Here is a 22,386-nt window from a genome sequence, read left to right as displayed (position 1 = left end):
TGGGGTGGATGGGGGTTTAGGTGGTTATTTTATTTAACATAATGATAATTATGCGTCGAATTGTTACGGCCAAATCAGAATGTCCGAGTTTGGCCAGTTTGGGCGCGCGCTGTTCGAGCTGAACATCGACATCCTGTGCGCCAACACCAGCCAGGCCAAAGGCCGCGTGGAACGGATGAATAGTACGCTGCAGGACCCTCTGGTCAAGGGCCCTGGATCGAATCTTTACCTGGCGCAAGTGACGTAAGGTGTCGCAGAGCCTGACGCTGCAGTACGATAAGACGCTATAGCACGCCCCGTTGCTCAGAGCGTTCCCAACTCCTCCTGCAGCACCTTGCCCAGCTCTGCCCGGCGCCCGGCGTGCATGCGGCTGCTGATCGCGCCAAAGCTGAGCGCTGCCTCCGCGCCGAACGGGAGCGGGAAGGCACAGCCGACGCCGGATACGCCGACGGTGATGGTGTCCACAATCTCCGCGTAGCCTTTCTTCCTGGCTTTTTCGATGGCACTGGTTAGCTTGGCCAGGGTCATGCCGCAGTCCGCGTACAGGGCGCTGCGGCGGTTGTAGATGTCGCGGATCGTCTCGTCGGACATCTGCGCCATCAGCGCCAACCCGCCCGCGCCGATACCCAGCAGCCGGCGCTGCCCGGGTACGGTGGTGAACACACGAACCGGAAACGGTCCCTCCTCGCGATGCAGGCAAACGGTGAAATCGCCCTGTTGCACGATCAGGAACACGGTGTCGCCCGACAGGCGCGCCAGCTTCTTCATCACTGGCATCACCAGATCCACCACCGGTGCCTTCTCCCCGACCGCGGCGCCGAGCTGCAACGCATCCAGCCCCAGCCGGTAGCGCTTGTGTTGCGGATGGCGCTCGGCAAAACGCTCCTCCTCCAGGCAGCACAACAGCCGGTAGGCGGTGGGACGCTCCAGCCCTGTGGCCTCCACCAGTTCGCCCAGCAGCGCGCCCTCCTCCTGGCGCTCCGCCAGCAGCCGCAACAGTTGCAGCCCGCGGCGCAGGCTCTGCGCGCCTGCCGTCTGTCTGTCTGTGCCTGTGCTGGTCTGTGTCTCTTGCTCCTCGCCGCGCATCTTGGTCTTCTTGTCCATATAGTGGTCGTTTTTGATGATTAAGTTTGTATTGTAGAAGCGTGCACTCCTACACTCCAACTCGCTTTGAGAATTCCAGGACTTGCAAGTCCGACCACAACAGGAGACGGCGATGCAATACGCCACCATCGAAATCGAGCAGTTGGGCGCCGTGCGGCGTCTGTGGCTTGCCAGGGAAAACGCGCGCAATGCGCAGAGCCAGCAGATGCTGGACGAACTCGACCACGCAATGCAGGAAGCGGCGGCCGACGATACGGTACGCGTGGTGGTGATTGCCGGCCGCGGCCAGCATTTCTCCGCGGGCCACGACCTGAAGGAAGCGCAGGCCAAACGTGCCGACTTCACCGTCGAGGAACGCTGGTCCTACGAGAGCGTGCGCTATTTCGACTATTGCATGCGCATCTGGGACTTTCCCAAGCCCACCATCGCCCAGGTGCAGGGCGCCTGCGTGTCGGGCGGCTTCATGATCGCCAACATGTGCGACCTGGTCGTGGCGGGCGATTCGGCCTATTTCTCGGACCCGGTCGGGCATACGCTGGGCGCTGCCGCCACCGAGGTGCTGATCCATCCCTGGGTGATGGGCCTGCGCAAGGCCAAGGAGATGCTGTACACCGGCGGGCGCGTCGATGCCACCGAGGCCCTGCGCATCGGCCTGGTCAACCGCGTGGTGCCGGATGCCGAGCTCGGTGCCGAGACCGAGGCGCTGGCCGCGCGCATCGCCCAGGCACCGCCCTTCGGACTGCGTCTGATCAAGCGTTCGCTGAACCGCACGCTCGACGCCCAGGGCCTGCGTGGCGCGCTGTCGGCGCACTTCGATACGCACCAGCTTTCCCACCTGAGCGAAGGCTTCCTGCGCGCCCGCGATGCCGGTCTGGCCAAGGCCATCATCCGTGATCCCGCCCGCGCTGGCGGCAACAACCGCGACACCCGCAACAACGAGGGCTCCGAGCATGGCACACAGGCTTGATCCGCTGCTGAATCCGCGCTCTATCGCCATTGTCGGCGCGAGTGATAACCCGGGCCGCATTGGCGGCATGCCGATCGACCTGCTGACGCGCTTCGGCTTCCAGGGGACGATCCACCCCGTCAATCCGAAGTACGAGACGGTCTTCGGCTTGCCTTGCCACCGCACGGTGGAAGACCTGCCCGACGGTGTGGATCTGGCGGTACTGGCCATCGGCGCGGAAGATGTCACTGCCATGCTGCGGCGCTGCCACGCACGCGGCATCCGCGCGGCCATCGTTTACGCCGCGGGCTTTGCCGAGGCCGGCGACAATGGCGCTGCGCTGCAAGCGACGATGGAAGCATTCGTGCATGAGGCCAGCATGGTGGTGGCCGGGCCCAATTGCATGGGCTTTGCCAACCTGAACACGCAGGCGTACACGGCCTTTGCCTCGGTCTTTAAGACGGCGCCGCGTCAGCAGGAACGCGGCACCGTCAGCCTGCTCACGCAGAGCGGCAATGTCTGCGCTGCGGTGTTCGCCATTGCGCGCGAACTGGGCGTGCCGTTCAGCCACTTCATCAATACCGGCAACGAGGCCACGCTGGACTTTGCCGAGTACCTCGAATACCTGGCACAGGATGCCGATACCGATGTCGTGCTCGGGTATATCGAGGAGCTGCGTGACGGACAGCGCTTCATCGAAGCCGCTTCGGCCTGCGCTGCCGCCGACAAGCCGCTGATCCTGTTCAAGGCCGGCGAGACCGACAAGGGCCGTGAGGCCGTGCGCTCGCATACCTCGGCGCTGGCCGGCAACCAGCAGATTTACCGCGCTGCCTTTGCGCAACTGAACGTGATCGAGTGCCAGGATTTCGCGCAGATGGCGCACTTGGCGGAGTTGGCACGTTACCGTCGCCGCAGTGCCGGCAAGCGCGTGGCCATCGTCAGCATCTCGGGCGCTGTGGGCGCCATCCTGGCCGACAAGTGCATCGGGCGCGGGCTGGAAGTGCCGACCTTGCCGCAAGCCCTGCAGGACACGCTGCGCGCCGGCATTCCCGACTACGGCATGGTTTCGAACCCTGTCGACGTGACCGGCAACGTGGTCAATGACCCCGGCTTTGTGCGCACCGCGCTGGCGGCGCTCGCCACGACTGACGCCATCGATACGGTGATCGTCTACGCGCCGGGCTACCTGCTCGACCGCATGGCCGACGACCTGATTGCCACCGCTGCCGAGTACCCGCGACTGCTGGTTGCGGTCGACACCGGCCGCGCCACCCGCCGCGACGATTTGCGCCGCCACGGCGTGCCCGTGATGACCGACATCGGCATGACGGTCGAAACGCTCGCCCCCTTCCTGCAATGGCACGACCGGCGCCAACGCAAGCCCTGGCAGTCTTTGCAGGGACGGACGGACGCGGCCAGGACAAACGGTGCGCCGGCGCTCGCCATGCCCTGCAACGAGTACGAGGCACGCCAGTATCTGTCTGGCCACGGCGTGCCGGGTGTTGCTGAGCGCGTGGCGGCCACCGCCGACGAGGCCGTAGCCGCTGCCGATGCGCTCGGCTACCCGGTGGTGCTCAAGGTGTTGAGCGCCGACGTGCCCCACAAGACCGAGGCCGGCGGCGTGTGCGGCTGGGCTTGGCCGACGCCGGGGCCGTGCGCCGCGCCCATGCCGAGATCCTTGCCAGCGTGGCGCGCCACGTGCCACAGGCGCGCATCGACGGCCTGCTGGTGCAGGCCATGGCCGCAGATGGCGTCGAGCTGATTGTGGGTGCGGTGGACGACCCGGTGTTTGGCCCGGCACTGACTGTCGGCCTGGGCGGTGTGCTGACCGAGCTGTACTGCGATGTCAGCCACCGGCTGCTGCCGGTGGACGCCCACACCGCACAGGAGATGCTGCGCGAGCTGAAGGCCTTCCCGCTGCTGGACGGCTTCCGCAACCGCCCGCTGCGCGACGTGCCTGCCGCCTGCACGGCGATTGCGGCCTTTTCTGAGGCGGTGCTGGCACTAGGCAGCGCGGCGCGGGAGGTGGAGATCAACCCGCTGCTGGTACGCGAGCGCGAGCAAGGCGTGGCGATGCTCGATGCGCTGATCGTGCCGGGCGGGTGCTGAGCGCGCGGCAGGCTTCTGCGCCCGGCGCCGTCGCCATCCCGTCGGGCAATGCCGAACAAGGAAAGAACCAAGGAACAACAACTGAAGCACCTTCAGTGCACAAGAGGAGACAAGCCATGTTCAAGCAAGCAATCGCTGCGGCCACTCTGGCCGTTGCCGCCCTGCCCGGTAGCCATGCCGTGGCGGCCGAGGCCTACCCGAGCAAACCGGTGCGCATCATCGTGCCGTTCACGCCGGGCGGCGCCGCCGACATCATGACGCGCGCGCTGGGCGACCGGCTGCGCCAGCAACTCGGCCAGCCGGTCATCGTCGAGAACAAGCCGGGCGCAGGTCGAGAACAAGCCGGGCGCAGGCACGGTCATCGCCTCGGACTACGTGGCCAAGCAGGCGCCTGACGGCTATACGCTGCTGATGGCGGCCTCTTCGCTGGGCATTGCCCCGAGCATCTACAAGAATGTGGCCTACGACCCGGTGAAGGACTTCGCGCCGATCACGCTGGTCGCGTCGGTGGTGCACGTGCTGGAAGTCAACGCCAAGCTGCCCGTGCACAACGTCAAGGAGCTGATCAGCTACGTGAGAACAAACGGCAAGACGCTGAGCTACAGCTCGGCCGGCACGGGCACCTCCACCCACCTGGAGGCGGAGCTGTTCAAGACCATGGCCGGCGTCAGCATGACCCACATCCCCTACAAGGGCAGCTCGCCGGCGCTGACCGATCTGGTCGGCGGCAATGTGCAGGTGATGGTGGACGCGTACGCCTCGTCGGCGCCTTTCATCAAGAGCGGTAATGTGCGGGCGCTGGCCGTGACCACGGCAAAGCGCTCAGCCGGCACGCCGCCTGAAGTGGTCAAGCGCGTCCACGCCGCGACCCAGGAAGCCCTGAAGGACCCCACGCTGATCGAGCAGTTCCGCTCGCTTGGCCTGGACATCATCGGCAACACGCCGGTCCAGTTCAGCGCCTTCATCAAGCAGGACGTGGTCAAGTGGGCCAAGGTGGCCAAGGCTTCCGGTGCCCAGGCGGATTGAGGCAGACCATGCGTTTCACCCTGAGCGAGCAACAAACGCTGATCGAAGACAGCGCACTTGACTTCCTGACCAGAACGCAGGATCCGGGGCATCGCCGCTACGGCAACGATGCCGACCCGCTCGCGCCCCGGCTGTGGCCAGCGTTCGCGGAAATGGGCTGGCTGGGACTGCCGCTGCCCGAGGCCTGCGGGGGCTTTGGCGGCGGCGCCATGGACACCGGCCTGCTGATGCGCGCCTTCGGCCGCCACGGCGTCAATGCCCCGTACCACAGTGGCATCGTGCTGGCCGCGCGGCTGCTTGCCGAACTCGGCACGGTGCGGCAGCGCGCGCAGTGGCTGCCGGCCATCGTCGACGGCGAACGGCGCATCGCGCTTGCCCATGACGAGCCGCAGTGCCACAGCCCCTGGGCGGCCCGGCACACCCACGCGGTGCGCGAGGGCACGGGCTGGCGGCTACATGGCGTCAAGCTGCTGGTGGCCGGCGGACCCGGCGCGCATGCCCTGCTGGTCAGCGCCCGCATGGCCGGCACCGACCCCGGTCGGCACGCGCTGTTCCTGTTGCCGCTTTCCTCGGATGCCACGGATAGTGCCGCCGGCCTTCGGTTGCAGACCTGTCGCATGGCGGACGGCGCCATGGCGGCGGACGTATGCCTCGATGGGGTGCGCGTCGGTGACGAGGCACTGCTGGGCGTGCCGGATTCTGGCGCCGGCATCGGCCCGATCGACCTGATCGATCACATCCACGATTCGGCGCCGGCGCTGCATCGCATCCTGGCTGAGGGGCTGATTGCCCTGTGCTGGGAGGCTTGCGGCGCGATGCAGGCGGCGTTGAACCTGACCGTCTCGCATACCAGCCAGCGCGAGCAGTTTGGCCGGACCATCGCCAGCTTTCAGGTGGTGCAACACCGGCTGGCGGAAATGGCGGTGTGCTGCGAGGAAGCGCAAGCCGCCTGCGAGCTGGCAGCCATGCGTGTCGACGGCGGCGCGCCCGGCGTACTCGCCGCGGCGTCGATGGCCAAGTCCAAGGTCGGGCGGGCAGCACGCTTTGTGGCCCAGGAGGCCGTGCAACTGCATGGCGCAATGGGCGTGTCCGAGGCGTTGCCCGTTGCCAGCCTGTTCCGCAAGCTGACCCAGTTCCAGCAGCAAGGCGGCGCCACCGCCTGGCACAGCGCACAGCTCGGCGCCCGCCTGCTCGGCAGTGGCGGCTGGCGCGACAGCCAGACTCTGCTCAACGCTACGGCCATGGATACCGCCACGCTATGAATCTCCAACCAACTCCCGAACTGACGGCCTTCCAGCAAGAGGTACGCGCTTTCCTGCACGAGAACCTGACGCCGGAACTGCAGCGTGGCCAGCGCCTGACCAGCGCTATGTATCCCGAGCCGGAGATCTCCGGGCCGTGGCAACGCGTCCTGCGGCAGCGCGGCTGGCTGGTGCCGCTGTGGCCCGAGCAATGGGGCGGCACGGGCTGGAGCCCGGTGCAGCGCTTTATCTTCGAGACCGAGTGCGCGCTGGCGGGCGCGCCGCTGGTGCATCCGATGGGTGTGCGGCTGGTTGGGCCGGTGATCCTGCGCTTCGGCACGGATGCACAAAAGCGCCTGCACCTGCCGCGCATCCTGACTGGCGAGGATTATTGGTGCCAGGGCTTCTCGGAGCCCGGCGCAGGCTCCGATCTGGCATCGCTGCGCATGCGCGCCGTGGCCGACGGCGACGACTACATACTGAACGGCACCAAGCTGTGGACTACCCACGCCCACCATGCCAACCGTATGTTCGCCCTGGTGCGTACCAGCAGTGAGGGCAAGCGGCAGGACGGCATTAGCTTCCTCCTGATCGACATGACGAGCCCTGGCATCACCGTGCGGCCCATCGCCACAATCGGTGGCGATCACGACGACAATCGGTGGCGATCACGACGTCAACGAGGTCTTCTTCGACAATGTGCGCGCGCCGCAAGCCAACCGCATCGGCGCCGAGAACGCCGGCTGGGCCTGCGCCAAATACCTGCTCGAATTCGAACGCGGGGCCGGCATCTTCAGCCCCCGGCTGCGCTCGCAACTCAAGCGCGTCGGCGACGCAATGGCGGCCTTGCACGCCGGCGGACTGTGCCGCGACGATGACGTGCAGCTGCAGGCCCGTTTCGGCGAGGTTTGCGCCGACCTGGACGCCTTCGAGATGCTGGAGCTGAAGACGCTAGGCCGATTGGAACCCGGTCAGAATCCCGGGCCGGTGTCATCCATGCTGAAGCTGCGCGCGAGCCGCCTCAAGCAGGCCGTGGGCGAGCTGGGGGTGGAGATGCTGGGACTGGAAAGCCAGCGCTGGCGTGACGCGGAAGGGTTGGCGGATGGTGATGCGGTGCGCGGAAAAGGCCCCAGGGAGGCGCAGGACAGCGAGGTCATTGATACTCTGCTGCCGGAGTTCCTCAATAGCCGTGCCTACACCATCTTTGGCGGCGCGGCGGAGGTGCAACTGGGCATCATCGCCAAGTCTTCGCTGGGGCTTTGAAGGCGAGCAAGCGGCTGCCCTGGGCTGGCTATTGAGTCCAGCGCCCGCCCGCTGCGCCAGCGCCAGGCAGGCCGTCGCAAGGTGGTAAGGCGTGGTGGACGGCATCCCGACGCCGGCGGGCTTCAACGAGCGATGCGTCAACCGGTTGTCAGAACCGGTGCCGGATACCTACGCTGAAGGATTTTGCCGCGTCACCGCTATTCGCATCGACCGCGATGGCATTGATGGTGACGCTGCCGCCCGGGCTGTTGTGGACCAGCACCGCACGGGTGTAGATGGCGGTGCGCTGACTGAGCGAATGATCGAAGCCCAGTGTCACGGCGAACGGCTGGTTGCCGCCCTTTACGTAGCGCTTGACCACCGCGAACTTGAACACGTCGTTAGCCGTGACATCCCAGTTGGCCGTCAGCCCGTAGTGCCTTGCCGTCTTGGTCGCCGGGGCGTTGCTGCCGGACTGGCCGGCCATGGCGCCCAGTTCCACTGGCCCGAACCTGTACGCGGCGCCGACGAAATGGTTGTTGGTCAGATCAGTACTGGGTGCGGGCGCGCCATTTGGCGTGGGCATGGTGTACCCGCCCTGATAGGCATAGAACGCATAGAGGCGATCGCCGTCATAGCGCAGGTTCGCCCCAAGGGTCATGCCGCTGCGCGATGAGCCAGGGACTTCACCGGGCGCGGCCATGGCGGAGAACGAAACGCCACCGAAGCTGGGAGAAAAATACCCGATGGCGTTATTGAAGCGTGCCGCGTAAGCCAGTTGCGCATTGCCCTGCGAGACGTTGCTGGCCAGCAGGTTGAACGGCGAAATCGCACCGTTGTTCAGATACGGATCCAGGCGCGACAAGGCGTAGAACGCTGGCGTGTACTGCCGCCCTAGCCGGATTTCCCCCCAGTTTCCGCTGCTCATGCCAACGTAGGACTGGCGCCCGAACAAGGTGCCATTGCCGAAATACTCCGTGCCAGTATCCACATTGAAGCCGGCCTCGATCACCGCATTGACCTTTACGCCGTTCCCCAGATCCTCGACCACCTTGATGCCGAAGCGCGATGCCGCCTGCTCGCCGTCGCGCATGCGGAAACTGCTTTGGGATCCCTTGGCGTATTCCACCGCTGCGTCGACCACACCGTACAGTTGCACAGTCTGTGCCTGGACGATTCCCGCAGCGCTCCCCGCCGCGACGATCAAGATGCTGCCTGCCAATGCCTTATTCCTCACCCCAGTCTCCTCATTGTTATGGACTACCCTCTCCGGCCGTTGCGGCGCGGTCCTGCAGGCAACACCGCGCCAGCGCCGGCCTCCGGGCCAAGCTCTGGGCGACGATCGCCGGTGCTCTTTGGTGATGCGGTTTGCCGACTATTCGGGCTTGACGTTGGCGGCCTGGATGAGGCTGCCCCAGGCCGTGATATCGGCGGCCAGGCGCTGCTCAGACTCGACCGGCTTGGCTTGCGGCGCGACCGGCAGGTTGAGCTCGGTCATGCGTGCCCGGGCCCGGGTTTTGGCCAGCGCGACATTGACTTCCTGGCCGAGGCGCGCCGCTACTCCGCCTTCAGCCCGGCGATCTTGACGGCTTCGCCCCAGGCGGCCAGGTCGTCGCGCACCAGCCGGGCAAGGTCGTCGGGCTTGGACGGCGTGCCGGGCCTCAGGTACATGGCCTCGAAGCGCGCGCGCTCGGTCGGCGAGGCGATGATCTTGTTGATCTCCGCGTTGAGCCGCGAGACGATCGGCGCCGGCAGGCTCCGGGGCCCGAACACGGCCAGCCAGCTGGCGTAGTCGAACTTCACGCCCTGCTCCGACATGGTTGGCACGTCGGGCAGCGGCAGCAGCCGCTCCGGCCCGGAGACCGCCACGGCGCGAATGCGGCCGGACTTCAGGTGCGGCAACGCGGACGCCGAATCGGCGAAACCGATCTGCACATGCCCAGCGGCCAGATCGTTGCTGCATTGCGTCGCCGTCTTGTAGGGCACATGGCGCAGCTTGATGCCCGTCCTGGCCTTCAGGACCTCCATGGCGAGATGGCCGCCGGAGCCCACGCCCCAGGAGCAATAGGCCAGCTCGGTCGGGCTGGCCTTGACGTAGTCGATCAATGCCTTTAGCGACCTGGCCGGGACGCTGCTCGTGACCACCAGCACATTGCCGCCGGGCGCGCTGGACCGTCCGATGGGCGTGAAGTCCCTGACCGGGTCGTAAGGCAGGTTTGCCATCAGCCACGGGTTGACGGTCATGGTCGCGGAGTAGGTGAAGAGCAGCGTGTAGCCGTCGGGCTCGGCGCGCGCCACGGTCTCATTGGCGATCATGCCGTTAGCGCCCGGGCGGTTGTCGACCACGACCGTCTGCTTGAGCGCCACTGTCAGGCGGTCGGCCAGCAGGCGCGCGGTCTGGTCGGTCACGGTGCCGGCGCCGGAGGGCACCACCATCCGGATCGGCCGTGCCGGATAGGCGCTGTCGGCATGGGCGATGGCGCTTGGCGCACCCATGAAAAGGGCAATAGCGGTGCGCCACGCGAACGTGCGCGCGCGCGGGATGTTGCTGAACATGGTGTTGTCTCCTGACTGGCATTGCTGCCGGAGGCCGGTACATTGCCGGCTTGTTTGAAAGCGGGGCGCGCTGGCGCCCTTCCCCGTTCCCCGCGGGCCCGACAGGCTCACGCGGGCACTGCGCAGGCTTCGTCGAGCGCCGCCAGCCGCTCCAGGTGCCAGTCGACATCGCCAAACAAGTTGGCCGTGGCGGCGAGCCGCTTGTAGCAATGCCCGATTTCCATCTCGTCGGTCATGCCCACGGCGCCATGCAACTGCACCGCCTCCTCGCCGAGCTTGCGTCCCGCCGCGCAGACGAATGCCTTGGCTTGCGACACCACGCGCATGCGCTCGCGTGGCGCGTCCAGCAACCGCGCCGCTGCGGCCTCGGTGATGGCACGCGCTTGCTCGATGGAGACGAACAGGTCCACCAGCCGGTGCCGGATGACCTGGTTGGCGGTGATGGCGCGCCCGAACTGCACACGCGTGGCGAGGTAATCGCGGGTCAGCTCGAACGCCCGCGCCATGGTGCCGACGCTTTCCGCGCAGGCCATGGCGGTGGCATGGTCGATGGCGGCTTCCACGCGTGGCCAGGCTACATCGCGCACGCCGACCAGCGCGGCCTCGGGGACCACCGCACGACGCAAGGCCAGGGTTGCGGTCTGGCGGCCGTCGTAGGTCGGCAAGGGGTCCACCTGCAGTCCGGCGGTACTTGCCGGCACGGCAAACAGGCTCAGGCCATGGCGGTCGCGCCGCTGGCCCGCCGTGCGCGCCACGACCAGGAACAGGTCGGCGGATCCCCCCGCCAGTACCAGCGTCTTGCTGCCGTCGAGCACCCAGCCGCGCGCATCCGGCTGCGCCGTGGCGGCGATGTCGAAGGCATCGTAGCGGCCCTGGATTTCCCAGGCGGCCAGCGCCAGCTTGAGGCGGCCCGCGGCCATGGCGACGACATGGCCGCACTGCACCGCGTCTGCATCCTGCGCCAGCAACGGGCCGCATAGTGCCGCATTGGCGAGCCAGGGCTCCGCCACCAGCGCGCGCCCCAGTTCCTCCGCCAGGGCGGCTTGGTCGAGCGCGTTGCCGAACCCGCCGCAGGCCTCTGGCAGGCCCAGCGCCAGCCAGCCGAAGCTGGCAAAATCCGCCCAGTGCCGCGCCGCGAATCCGGCCGGCTCGGCCAGTGCGGCGCTGCGCTGCGCAAAGCCATAGCTGCGTTCGACATAGCGGCGCACGCTTTCCTGCATCATGCGCCGCTCTTCCGTGTGTTCAGTGGGTTCCGTCATGGTGATTCCTTGCGTCCCTGCGTCTCAGAGACCGAGCACTTGCTTGGCCAGCAACTCGTGCTGGATTTCGCTGGAGCCACCCGCGATGGTGTAGCCGCGAGTAACGAAGCGCCTTGCCGACGCCGCTGGCGCATAGGCGGAGCGCCCAGCGTCGGGCGCCGCCGGCTCGAAATGCGCTGCGCGGTCATACGCCAGCGTGTCTGGTCCCAACGCATCGACGGCCAGGTTCTCGATGTCCTGGATCAGCACGCTGCCGAGCAGCTTGAGCATGCCGGTCTCGGCCCCCAGTGGCATGCCCGCCTGAGCTTGCCGCCGGAAGCGCAGCACGGTAGCGGCCAGCACTTCAACGCGCACCTCCAGCTCGCGGTACCGCCGCGCAAACCAGGGTCGACGCAACAGCGGCACGCCCGCCTCTTCCAGTTCCAGCCCGAGCGCGCGCACCTTGGACAGGCGGCGCCGGTTCTCCGCCACGCGGGCCAGGTTCAGGCGCTCGTACTCCAGCAAGGATTTGGCGATGGACCAGCCGGCGTTCTCCTCGCCCACGCGGTGATCCACCGGCACCTCGACATCATCGAGGAACACCTGGTTGAACAGGTGCCAGCCATGGATGCCTACCAGCGGCCGCACGCTGACGCCGGGGCTGCGCATGTCGATCAGCAGGAAACTGATGCCCTGCTGCGCGCGCGCCTGCGTGTCGGTGCGCACCAGGCAGAAGATCCAGTCCGCATACTGCGCATAGGATGTCCAGATCTTGCTGCCGTTGACCACATAGACTTCGCTCCCGTCCGGACGCGTCTTGCGCACCGCGCGGGTCTTCAGCGAGGCCAGGTCGGAGCCTGCGTTCGGCTCGGAGTAGCCCTGGCACCACCAGTGCTCCAGGTTCAGGATGCGCGGCAGGAAATACTGCTGCTGCGCCGGGCTGCCGTAGCGAATCAGGATGGGGCCGATCATCTCCACGGTGATGCCGCCGGACTCCGGTGCGTGCGCCAGCACCAGTTCTTCCTGGAACACCGCGCGCTGGGCAGGGCTCCAGCCGGTGCCCTGCCACGCCACGGGCCAGTGCGGCGCGAACCAGCCGCGCGCCTGCAGCTGGCGCTGCCAGTGCATCACCTCGTCCTTGGTGAGCTCCAATCCCAGGCGCACCTTCTCGCGCACGGACGGCGGCAGCGCGTGCGCGACGAACGCGCGTACCTCCTGCCGGAAGGCCTGCATCGGGTCTGGCGCGCTGTGCGTAACTTCAGTCTCTGACATGATGGTTCCTCGCGTTATCGGGGGGCGGCAGGCAACGCGCGCGTGCAAGCTGCCAGCCATTCCCGCGCGGGCATCTGCGCCGTGGCTGCGCGCATGCCGGCCTTGATGGCGGCCACCGCATCGGCCGGGTAAGCGGCAATCGTGCTGGCGATGGCCCTGGCGCGTGGCAGGACCTGGTCGTCGGCGACCACTTCCGTGGCTACGCCAAGCCGATGCAGTTCCGCCGCGGCCACCCGATCGCCCAGCAAGCACAGCCGCGCCGCCACCGCCTCCGAATGCCGCAGCGCAAGCCACGCGGCATTGCGCGGGGCCGCCATCCCGATTTGTACTTCTCCGATCTGCAGGAACGCGGTCTCGCCGCAGACCAGGAAGTCGCCTGCCAGCGCCAGGGCGGCGCCGCCGTTGATGGCGTAGCGCTCCAGTGCCACCACCCACGCCTTGCGGCTATCGAGCAGCGCCGCGTGAACCTGATCCCATAACGCGCCAAAGCCAGCCGTCCATGCGGGCGGCGGCTCTGTGGTCATGGCCTTGAGGTCCAGGCCAGAGCAAAAGGCACCCTGTGCGCCGCGCAGGACCACGGCGCGGATCGTGTCGTCTTGCCGTAGGCACGCGAGGATCTCAGCTAGCGCTGCGGCCAGCGGGCCGTCGATGGCGTTGCGCCGTTCGGGCCGGTTCAGGATCAGCTCGGCCCAGCCGTCATGGCATGCAAGCAGCACGGGGGTAGCTGGATTTGCTGTGTTCGCGATCATGCGCCGGCCTCCGCCACCGCGCGACCGCGCTCGATGACAACCGCGCCCGCCTGCTCCAGCGCCGCGATGGCCGCTTCGTCGTAGCCAAGCTCGCTCAAGATCTCGGCCGTGTGCTGGCCTAAGCGCGGCACCGCAGGCGCCGCGCCGGACGCGGTATCAAGCAGCGTGAAGGGCAATGCCGGCAGCTCCAACTCCCCCCCAAGGCCATCCTGCACCGTGAGCAGCATGCCGCCGGCGCGCACGTCCTCGCTTTCGGCCACCTGGCTGTAGTCGCGGACCACCCCCACCACCACGCCGTGCTGCTCCAACAGGGCACGCGCCCGCTCGCCGGACAGGTCCCTGAACGCGTCGCGGAGAATCTCCAGCAACGCCGGCCGGTGTTGCACGCGCAACGCGTTGGTGGCAAAGCGGGCATCGTGCGCCAGCGCGGGCCGGCGGATGGCGCCGCACAGCCGCGCCCAGTGATCGTCGAGATACGCAGACACCACGATAAACCCGTCGGCCACCGTGATCACATCGGCGGCCGGCGCGGCGCGCGGCTGGCTGTTGCCGCTGCGCACCGGCAGCGTGCCGGTGCATTGGTACTCTGCCCAGATCTGCGCCTGCATGTGGATCGCGACAGCAAGCAGCGAGGTCTCGATGGTCTCGCCGACGCCCATGCGCGAGCGCCGGAATAGCGCGGCCAGGATAGCGTTGCCGAGTGCCAGCGCGGTGCCGGCATCGACCAGCGCGAAGCCCGCCTTGAGCGGCATGCCGCCTGGCTCGCCGGTCACCGACATCATGCCGCTCTCGGCCTGCGCGGCAATGTCCAGGCCGGGGCGCGTGCGCGACGGGCCTTGCGTGCCGAATCCCGTAACCGACGCGTGCACCAGTGCGGGCTTCTGCGCGCGTAGCGTGGCGGCGTCCAGCCCGATCGCCTCCATCACGCCGGCGCGCGTGTTTTGCAACACCACGTCCGCGCCTAGCGCCAGGCGGCGTGCCACTTCGACCCCCCGGGGCTGGCGCAAGTCCAGCACGACGTCGCGCTTGCCGCGGTTATAGGCCAGGAACATGGGGCTCTGCGCACTGGTCCCGTCGAAATGCCGGGCGCTGTCGCCGCGCGGGCTTTCGACCTTGATGACGTCGGCGCCCAGATCCGCCAGCATCATCGCGGCGCCGGGCGCGGCGATGAACTGCCCGAACTCGACCACGCGGATGCCGGCTAGCGGCTGGTCCATCTTGTCCATCTTGTCGGTCTGGTCCATCGATAAGGACATGGTGTGTCACTCCAGATGAGATTTCCTGAGACCGATACTGCGCGGCGCGCGCGTTCGGCACTAGCCGGCAAAATGCACGGTGCGCTAACCCACGGTTACCTTGGGGAAAACGCCAATCTGATGCGTGGCGTTTCAACCCGTCACGCGCTCGGTATCGGACATGACAAAGCGGTGCTCGATCAGATCGCGTCGGGGATGGTAGTAGCGCAAGGCCATTGAGAACGGCCCCTTTGGTGCCGGCAACCAGTTGGCGATACCTTCCTCGGGGTATTCATGCTGGATTACGATATCGACAGAGCCATCCTCATTGCGCACAAGCCCATGCGTGCGGTCACCGATCGCATAGCGTCCGATGGGATTGGCGGTGAAAAAGCGTCGCCCATCCGGTTCGAACTCATACATCGACAGCGACCAGAAGGCATCCACCGGCATATCGGCAGGCACATGCAAGCGATAGCGGTGTGTCCCATCCAGTGCCTGGCCATCGCCATCGGTCAGCGCACTTGCGTAGATCGCCTCGGTCCGCTCAAGGGCGCCAAGCCCCACCAGCGAGATGTAGGCGCGATATCCATAGTCCTTGCCGAAGTTTCCGATATGGTCGAGCCCGCTGGACCACGATCCGCGTGCACCGCTGCGACGAACGCTGCCCTTGGGCGGATGCTCCAGGCGACGACGCAACTCGGGCCAGAGACGCGTCCAGGCGCTGCGCACTTCAGGGTTGATTTCGTCCCATGCACGCAACACGCCGGCGCGAATACCGAGATCGGCAAAGCCATCAACCATCCGCTGCTCGTCGGCTGGCACTCCGTTACGTGCAAGGGCCTCGTTGACCAGCGACAGGTACGCCGCGGGACTCGTCTCGTCGGGCGTGGTCACGAGCAGCGCGGGCTTCATGCTGCTCGTCGCCAGCACCATGCAATCCTGTAATGCGCGCACCGCGGGCAGATCCGCTTCGCCATTGATCAGCGTGCGTATCAGCAGCCAGACGTCATTGCAGGGGGCTCTCACGAGTTGCGCACCTTCGGGCAGCACCCGCGCCGCTGATGCATGATGCGCGGGGCCGGCAATCACGAACACATGGGCGCCGGGGCCGTAAGTGCGTGGCCCCAGGCACGCAAAGTTGTTGGTGAAGGCGTCCATTAGCGCCACGCTGTAGTAGCGATCGCCCATATCGGGCATGGCCAGCGTCGTCGGCGCATCGGACAGGTCCAGCCACGCCGATGAATACAGCGTGTCGTTGTTGGGCATCGTTACCTGGCGCGCGCGATCGTCTAGCAATTGCCGGCTGTGATGCAACACATTTGGCGGCTTGCCATGGCGTGTCTCGTGCTGCGTGAAGCGCCAGCGCGTGCGCGCCACGTCGTGCAGCGGGAAGGTAAACAGGAACGCCTCGGCGATGCGTTGGTCTAGCGTTGCGCCATTCGTGGTCATGTTGTCTCCGTTGTAGTAATGGCTCAGTCCACCGTGATTCGGTTGGTGCGGATCACGGTGCCCCAGACCGCCACATCGTCGCGCACGGTCTGAGCAAACTGTTCGGGGGTTTTGAGTGGCGGCGCGAATCAAGGCGGGCGATGACGACGTGTCGACAAAGGCCACGCGCACGATGCCGCCCTGCATGTCGTTCAGGATCTGCGGCGCGGTCTTGTATGGCACGTGACGCAGTCGAATACCAGCAGGCCACCGCCTACGTCAGCTACGAAGCCATGGCCCTGCCCGTGCGGCAGCCCGACGCCGTCGGCCACCGTGTGGATTCCCTTGCCAGTGATCAGCGCGGCGGGACGATCTTCGATCTCGTTCATGTGCATCCCTTCCTGTTGGCGAAGGGGTATTCACGCGCAGATCGCAGACTATATGCAGTGGGGAAAGTCCCGGTACGACGCCGAGCGCGGCCTGCAACGCCAAGCGCGGCGCGCCATGGCGGCCGGCGCGGATTTCCAGGCGTGAACTGCTGGTTATCACCTCTGCGTCGCAGGGAGTTCCCGCAGCGCCCCGACTGCGCTAGCTGGCCGCTTCCGCTACATGCGCCACTTGTCGGCGCAGCGGGCTGTCGGGCATCTTGCTGAGGTAATGCACCTCACGTCGCAGCAGCTTCGCGAACTGCTCGGCCACCGGCGTCATCGGCGAATCGGCACGGTAGATCAGGCTTACCGCATGGCTGGGCAGTGGGTCTTCGATCGGCAGGGCGATCAGGCCCGCCGTGGCCAGGCGTCCCGGTACCAGTTGGCGCGGCAGCAGGCACAGCAGCGAACGGTCCTGCAGCAGCGTCTGGATCATGCCAATGGTGTCGCAGCGCACTGCCACACGCGGCAGCGGCAGGTCGCGCGCGCGGAAGGCGTCGAGGATTGCCGCGCCGGGCCCATGCATGCGCTGCCCGGTCAGCACCCATTGTGACCCTACCAGCTCGCGCAGCGTGCGCGCATGCCGCAACGGATGCTCCTGGTGCGCCACCACGACCGAATCGTTCTGGTACAGCGGCTCGCACACGAACTCGCGTTCGATGCCTTCATCGGGAATCGGGCTCATCGCCATATCCATCACACCCGCACGCAGATCGGACAGGTGTGCCGGGTAGACGCCGCTGTCGATACAGACCTGCACGTCCGGATGCTGGGCGCGAAAACGCTTCAGCACTGCAGGGAGCAACAGGTGCGCCGGGCCGCCTGTGGCGCCGATATGCACTACGCCGTTGCGGGCGCCCAGCATCTGGGTCATCTCGTCGGTGGCCTTGCGCGCCTCGCTCGCTATCAGGCGCGCTCGGCGCAGGAACGCTTCGCCATAGCGCGATAGCGCCACACCGCGCGTCGTGCGTGTCAGCAACGGGACATGAAGCTCTTCCTCGAGCTGCCGGATACTCTTGGTGATGGCGGGCGCAGACACGTCGCGCGCCCTGGCGCCAGCCCGAATGCTGCCGCTTTCCGCCACGGCAATGAAATCCTGCAGTTGACTCAAACGCATGTCCTGCCTCCTCCCCGAACGATTGTGATGTCGCCCTGTCTGGCAGCATAGCGGCAATTGACAGCATCAGTGATAACCCGAGGTGCTAACCGTCGGTTCTGCTTGCCGCCCGGTACCCGCTAATCCTTTTTTCGACCTCGATCCGTTCTCCATCTTCTGGCTTCTGGTAGCTCGACCCTTGGCAGGTCGCGGCATATACGAAGGTAACCTTTGTAGTTTTCCTTTGTATCGGCTATATTTGGGCGATGGATTCCAACGCCCAACTTGATGAGCCAGTGGTTGCCAGCGCCTCAGCGCTGGCAACAGAGCTTCGTATCGTGATAGGCCAACTGAGGCGGCGCCTGCGTGAGGAGGTGCACCCGGGCGATCTCACCTGGTCCCAGATGTCGGTTCTTGGCCGCCTGGAGCGCGACGGCCCCGCCACGGTGACAACGCTAGCGCGGGCCGAGGGCGTGCGGCCGCAGTCCATGGGCGCCACGGTGGCTGTCCTGGAGGCGGCCGGGCTCGTGAGCGGCACGCCGGATCCGGCCGACGGGCGGCAGACCATTTTGTCGCCCACGGCTGACGCCAGGGAAATGATCCTGGCCACGCGGGCCGCGCGGGAGGACTGGCTGTTCCGTGCCATCCGGACAAAACTCGCGGCGTCGGAGCAGGAGGCGCTTGTGGCCGGCATCGCGCTGCTCAAACGCCTGGTCGACGCGTGAGCCCCACTCCGGACGCGCCGCAGCCCCACCGAGCCACCGAGCGTAAACACCATGGCAATCACCGTTCTTGATCCGAAGACCGCTCTCGTCGTCATCGATCTGCAGCAAGGCATCGTCTCGCTTCCCGTCGCGCACCCGGCCAACGAAGTCGTGAAACAGGCGGCAGCCCTGGCTGTCGCCTTCCGCGGCCAAGGGCGGCCGGTTGTGCTGGTCTGCGTTGCCGGTGGCGCCCCCGGCCGAACTGAACAGGGACGCAGGCTTGGCGATCTTCCCGCCGGATGGGCCGATCTGGTCCCCGAACTGAACCAGCAGCCGGATGACCACACGGTGGTCAAGCGGACCTGGGGAGCCTTCACGAATACCGGCCTTGAGGCGTATCTGAGCAAGCTGGGTGTCACCCAGGTAGTGCTTGCCGGCATTGCGACCAGCATCGGGGTCGAGTCGACAGCGCGCCAGGCGCATGAGCTTGGGTTCAACGTTACCCTCGCCGTCGATGCCATGACCGACATGAACCTTGAGGCCCACGTGAACAGCATCACTCGGATTTTCCCGCGGCTGGGCGAGACGGGTACGGCGCGGGAAATCATCGGTCTGCTTGGAGCGGGCGGAGTCCGGTGAAAGGCACCTTCCGTTCGCTTAACAATTTCAACTACCGGCTCTGGGCCGGCGGGGCCATCGTATCCAATGTGGGAACATGGATGCAGCGCACCGCGCAGGACTGGCTGGTGCTCACGCATCTGACACACAAGAACGCGACGTCCGTGGGCATCGTGATGGCGTTGCAGTTCGGGCCCCAGATGCTCCTGCTGCCCTTGACCGGCTTTGCCGCGGATCATTTCGACCGCCGCAAGCTCCTGCTTGCCACGCAGGCGGCCATGGGCACGCTGGCGCTCGGGCTGGGGCTCCTGACCCTCTCCGGACACGTCCAGTTGTGGCACGTGTACCTGTTTGCGTTCCTGCTCGGCTGCGTCACGGCGTTCGATTCGCCCGCGCGGCAGACTTTTGTCTCCGAGCTGGTCGGGGATGCGGATCTGTCCAACGCCGTGGCGCTGAATTCCACGTCGTTCAACGCGGCGCGGATGATCGGTCCTGCCGTGGCCGGCGTGCTCATCAGCGTGGTGGGCACCGGGTGGGTATTCCTGATCAATGCGGCGTCCTTTGGCGCCGTGCTTGGCGCGTTGAGCCGCCTGCGCCTTGGCGAGCTGCACCGCAAGGCCCGGGCGGTGCGAACCCGAGGCAGCTTTGCCGAAGGCTTTCGCTATGTCTGGCGGCGGCCCGACTTGAAAGCCGCCCTGCTCATGCTGTTCCTGATCGGCACGTTTGGGCTGAACTTCCCGATCTTCATCTCGACGATGTCCGTTACCGTTTTTCATGCCGGGGCGGATCAGTTCGGTTTCCTGACGTCGATCATGGCCATCGGGTCCGTGACCGGCGCGTTGCTGGCGGCAAGGCGGGCGAAACCGCGCTTTTCGCTTCTGCTTGCCGGTGCGACCATTTTCGGGCTGGGCTGCGCGCTGGCTGCGGTCATGCCCAGCTACGCGCTGTTTGGCATCGCGCTGATCATGGTCGGCGTGGCGGCACAGACCGTGACGACCTCGACGAACAGTCTGGTGCAGCTATCCACCGAACCCGCCATGCGCGGCCGGGTCGTGGCGATCCTTCTTGCGCTGGCCTTGGGTGGCACGCCGCTTGGCGCGCCGATCGTCGGCTGGGTTGCCGATACGTTCGGCCCGCGCTGGGCGCTTGGCATTGGCGCTGGCGCGGGCTTTGCCGCCGCGATCGTCGGCATCCATTACCTCGCGAAGTATCATCGCCTGCGCGTGCGCATCGACGCGGGCCGTCTACGCCTGAGCATTGACGAACAAATGCTCAAGCCAAGGGCGTGAGCCGCCGGTCACAAGGCCTCTTCGCCCACCGCGCTGCGGATCTGGGCGGCCAGTTTCATCAGGTGGGGCTTGAGGATGCGCGCGGCGCTGGCGGGCGTTGCCTGCGTGGTGGTGCTGACGTTCAGCACGTGGATGGCATAGCTCTTGAACACCAGTGGCGTGGAGAGCGCCACCACTTCAGGCTGCCAGCTCGCCATGCACCACCCCTGCTTGCGCACCTGCCCGATAGCCTGCTCGATGTCTTGCGCAAGCGTGGGCCAGTTAGCGCGCAGGCGCTTGCCGAATCCTTCCAGCAAGACCCTGGTTTCCTGTTCGGGCGCAGCGGCCAGGTAGGCGCGTCCCAGGGAGGTGTGTTCCATGGGCACGCGCTGGCCGGTTACCACGCTGCGCAGCGATACCTTGCGGCTATAACGGATGGATTCCAGGTAGACCATCTCGTCGCGGTCGGCCATGGCCAGCCCTACGTTGATGTGCTGGTTTTGAGCGAGTTCCCGCATCAGCGGCGCCGCCGCGTGCAGTACGGCCGAGCCGGTGCGCATGGCGTGCGCGAGGCTAAGTACCGGCGCGCCGAGCCGGTACGCGCGCAGCGTGGCGTCGTACTGGAGGAAACCGGCATCGACCAGGCTCTGCGTGAGCCGGCTGACCGTCGAGCGCGGCAATCCGGTGCGTTCGGCCAGATCGCCGTTGCCCAGCACCTCCGAACCCGGGCGAAACGCGCGCAGTATCTCCATGCCACGCTCCAGCGAGCGGTTGGCCGACGTGCTCGTCGCCCGGCCACGTGCCCGCGACAACGCTTGTTGGAAATCCAAGGCCCTGCTCCCGGTTGGGCTCAATTCCGACAGCCGGAATGAAAGCGCCGGAGGGGAGTTTGACATAGTTATGCCAGCATGGGTCCCCTCCTCTGCCCTGCTCCCGCGCTCAGCCCGCCAGCACGACAACGCCATCCGCTGCCCGCACGCCTTGTGACACCGGCAGCACGAAGACCGGGTTTATCTCCGCCTCCACCAGTTGCGCGCCCAACGCAGCCGTCATGCTGGAGAACGCCACAATGGCGTCGGCCAGCGCCGCAACGTCGGCCTTGGCCCGTCCCCTGAAGCCATCCAGCAGCGGCCAGGTCCTCAACTCCCGGATCATGCCCAGTGCTTCAGCGTGCGAGAGCCCTCCGGCCGGCGGCAGCATGCGCATGGTGGTGTCCTTGAACAGCTCCGCCGTCACGCCGCCCATGCCCAGCAGGATCGCGGTGCCGAGGGCGTCGCGGTGCATGCCAAGGATCATCTCCACGCCGCCGGTGACCATTTCCTGGACCAGGAAGCGCAGGGGGACTACGCCTGTATGCGCCTCGACGTCGACTGACATCGCCGCGAGGCGGGCCGGTACGTCTTGCGGCATCAGATTGACGGCTACGCCGCCCACATCGCTCTTGTGCGTGATTTCTGCGCTGAGGATCTTCAGCACCACGCGGGCGCCGAGATCCTTGGCGGCATCGCTGGCCTCTTGCCCGTTGCGCACGATGCGCTCGCGCACGGACGGGATGCCGAAGCGCGCGAAGAGCTGTTTTTTTTGCCGCTGCTTCGTCCAGCGAGCCGCGCGGAAGGTCCGTGGCGATGCCGATAGCCGCTTGGGCCGGGACTTCAGGCGCCTCGCGCCATTGCCGCGCGCGCAGCATTGCGCTTAGTGCGGCAGTACAGCTCTCGGGCGCGCCGAATGCGGGCACACCGCGCTCGGTGAGCAACGCGGCCACCTGCGGCGCATGCGGGCTGACGAAGGCCACGACCGGCTTGTTGCTGGCGGGCAGGCAGTCCTGGATCGCGCCTGCCATCAGGTCTGGCATTGCCAGGCCGGACGATCCCACGATCAAGGCGACGGCGTCATAGCTCGGGCTGTCCAGCAATGCCCGGATGGCACCGCGCAACAGGTCCGGCTGCAGGCCTGCCAGGGTGACGTCGATGGGGTTGCGGTCCAGCGCTGCATGATCGCCCTTCTGCAACGCCCGCAGCCGTTGCGCGGTGGCTTCGTCCGGCGGGGGCGTCTCGAAGCCGGACAGCCCGAGGCTGTCCGATACCAGCGTGCCGGCGCCACCGGTCGAGGTCAGGACGGCAACC

The 22,386-nt window shown here is 66.6% G+C and carries 18 protein-coding genes and 4 pseudogenes; 9 read left to right on the top strand and 13 right to left on the bottom strand.

The annotated features are described in order from the left end of the window. Positions 1–79: 79 nt before the first annotated feature. The gene (locus tag OR16_RS44155; RefSeq protein WP_006160786.1) at positions 80–247 is read left to right on the top strand and encodes a hypothetical protein; all 168 of its coding nucleotides are present in this window, start codon (positions 80–82) and stop codon (positions 245–247) included. Positions 248–303: 56 nt separating this feature from the next. Here the strand turns inward: OR16_RS44155 and OR16_RS24410 are convergent, their stop codons facing one another. Continuing rightward, entirely contained in the window at positions 304–1,104 is an 801-nt protein-coding gene (locus OR16_RS24410; RefSeq protein ID WP_006160784.1) for an IclR family transcriptional regulator, read from the bottom strand. 112 nt (positions 1,105–1,216) lie between these two features. Between OR16_RS24410 and OR16_RS24405 the strand changes: the two genes are divergently transcribed. The 5 genes and pseudogenes from OR16_RS24405 (at position 1,217) to OR16_RS24385 (ending at position 7,689) form a co-directional block, all read left to right on the top strand. Continuing rightward, complete coding sequence (locus OR16_RS24405) at positions 1,217–2,071, top strand: enoyl-CoA hydratase (RefSeq protein ID WP_006160783.1); 855 nt, start codon at positions 1,217–1,219, stop codon at positions 2,069–2,071. Further along, positions 2,055–4,159 (top strand): annotated as a pseudogene (locus OR16_RS24400) (acetate--CoA ligase family protein). The gene OR16_RS24405 and the pseudogene OR16_RS24400 overlap by 17 nt, the downstream one beginning before the upstream one ends. Before the next feature lie 116 nt (positions 4,160–4,275). Continuing rightward, positions 4,276–5,185, top strand: a pseudogene (locus OR16_RS24395) (tripartite tricarboxylate transporter substrate binding protein). A gap of 8 nt (positions 5,186–5,193) precedes the next feature. Continuing rightward, entirely contained in the window at positions 5,194–6,447 is a 1,254-nt protein-coding gene (locus OR16_RS24390) for an acyl-CoA dehydrogenase family protein (RefSeq protein WP_006160782.1), read from the top strand. Next, positions 6,444–7,689 (top strand): annotated as a pseudogene (locus tag OR16_RS24385) (acyl-CoA dehydrogenase family protein). Before OR16_RS24390 ends, OR16_RS24385 begins: the two are co-directional and overlap by 4 nt. A 148-nt stretch (positions 7,690–7,837) precedes the next feature. On the opposite strand, the gene OR16_RS24380 reads toward OR16_RS24385, so the two are convergent. The 10 genes from OR16_RS24380 to OR16_RS24345 form a co-directional block, all read right to left on the bottom strand. Next, the gene (locus tag OR16_RS24380) at positions 7,838–8,890 is read right to left on the bottom strand and encodes a porin (RefSeq protein ID WP_006160781.1); all 1,053 of its coding nucleotides are present in this window, start codon (positions 8,888–8,890) and stop codon (positions 7,838–7,840) included. A gap of 153 nt (positions 8,891–9,043) precedes the next feature. Next, entirely contained in the window at positions 9,044–9,166 is a 123-nt protein-coding gene (locus OR16_RS47400) for a hypothetical protein (protein WP_272942868.1), read from the bottom strand. Positions 9,167–9,225: 59 nt separating this feature from the next. After that, complete coding sequence (locus OR16_RS24375) at positions 9,226–10,224, bottom strand: Bug family tripartite tricarboxylate transporter substrate binding protein (RefSeq protein WP_006160780.1); 999 nt, start codon at positions 10,222–10,224, stop codon at positions 9,226–9,228. A 107-nt stretch (positions 10,225–10,331) separates the two neighbouring features. Continuing rightward, entirely contained in the window at positions 10,332–11,483 is a 1,152-nt protein-coding gene (locus tag OR16_RS24370; protein WP_043420887.1) for an acyl-CoA dehydrogenase family protein, read from the bottom strand. 24 nt (positions 11,484–11,507) lie between these two features. Further along, positions 11,508–12,734, bottom strand: a complete 1,227-nt coding sequence (locus OR16_RS24365; protein ID WP_050983091.1) for an acyl-CoA dehydrogenase family protein — start codon at positions 12,732–12,734, stop codon at positions 11,508–11,510. Positions 12,735–12,748: 14 nt separating this feature from the next. Beyond that, positions 12,749–13,483 carry an enoyl-CoA hydratase/isomerase family protein gene (locus tag OR16_RS24360; RefSeq protein WP_006160773.1) on the bottom strand — a complete coding sequence of 245 codons (735 nt, stop codon included), beginning with the start codon at positions 13,481–13,483 and terminating at the stop codon, positions 12,749–12,751. Next, the gene (locus tag OR16_RS24355; protein ID WP_237717198.1) at positions 13,480–14,739 is read right to left on the bottom strand and encodes a CaiB/BaiF CoA transferase family protein; all 1,260 of its coding nucleotides are present in this window, start codon (positions 14,737–14,739) and stop codon (positions 13,480–13,482) included. The genes OR16_RS24360 and OR16_RS24355 overlap by 4 nt, the downstream gene beginning before the upstream one ends. Positions 14,740–14,871: 132 nt before the next feature. Then, positions 14,872–16,392 (bottom strand): DUF1254 domain-containing protein, encoded by a 1,521-nt coding sequence (locus OR16_RS24350; protein WP_237717197.1) that lies wholly within the window; start codon positions 16,390–16,392, stop codon positions 14,872–14,874. Then, a complete protein-coding gene (locus OR16_RS43035) occupies positions 16,362–16,538 on the bottom strand; it encodes a hypothetical protein (protein WP_237717196.1) in 177 nt (58 codons plus the stop codon). The genes OR16_RS24350 and OR16_RS43035 overlap by 31 nt, the downstream gene beginning before the upstream one ends. 199 nt (positions 16,539–16,737) lie before the next feature. Continuing rightward, positions 16,738–17,694 carry a LysR family transcriptional regulator gene (locus OR16_RS24345; protein ID WP_006160767.1) on the bottom strand — a complete coding sequence of 319 codons (957 nt, stop codon included), beginning with the start codon at positions 17,692–17,694 and terminating at the stop codon, positions 16,738–16,740. 245 nt (positions 17,695–17,939) lie between these two features. Here OR16_RS24345 and OR16_RS24340 point away from each other — a divergent pair, with 245 nt between their 5' ends. The 3 genes from OR16_RS24340 to OR16_RS24330 are packed head-to-tail and all read left to right on the top strand — an operon-like array spanning position 17,940 to position 20,284. Further along, entirely contained in the window at positions 17,940–18,398 is a 459-nt protein-coding gene (locus OR16_RS24340) for a MarR family winged helix-turn-helix transcriptional regulator (RefSeq protein ID WP_006160765.1), read from the top strand. Between the two features lie 51 nt (positions 18,399–18,449). Continuing rightward, positions 18,450–19,016 (top strand): isochorismatase family protein, encoded by a 567-nt coding sequence (locus OR16_RS24335; RefSeq protein ID WP_006160764.1) that lies wholly within the window; start codon positions 18,450–18,452, stop codon positions 19,014–19,016. Then, positions 19,013–20,284 carry an MFS transporter gene (locus OR16_RS24330; protein WP_006160761.1) on the top strand — a complete coding sequence of 424 codons (1,272 nt, stop codon included), beginning with the start codon at positions 19,013–19,015 and terminating at the stop codon, positions 20,282–20,284. Before OR16_RS24335 ends, OR16_RS24330 begins: the two co-directional genes overlap by 4 nt. An 8-nt stretch (positions 20,285–20,292) precedes the next feature. On the opposite strand, the gene OR16_RS24325 is transcribed toward OR16_RS24330, so the two are convergent. Together OR16_RS24325 and OR16_RS24320 are read right to left on the bottom strand one after the other, a co-directional pair. Next, a complete protein-coding gene (locus OR16_RS24325; protein WP_006160760.1) occupies positions 20,293–21,093 on the bottom strand; it encodes an IclR family transcriptional regulator in 801 nt (266 codons plus the stop codon). A gap of 109 nt (positions 21,094–21,202) precedes the next feature. Further along, a pseudogene (locus tag OR16_RS24320) lies at positions 21,203–22,386 on the bottom strand (acetate--CoA ligase family protein); the annotation flags it as partial.

Origin of the sequence: Cupriavidus basilensis OR16, assembly GCF_000243095.1 — a bacterium.
GTDB classification, from domain to species: domain Bacteria; phylum Pseudomonadota; class Gammaproteobacteria; order Burkholderiales; family Burkholderiaceae; genus Cupriavidus; species Cupriavidus basilensis_D.
This window is presented reverse-complemented; position numbering and strand designations above follow the sequence as displayed.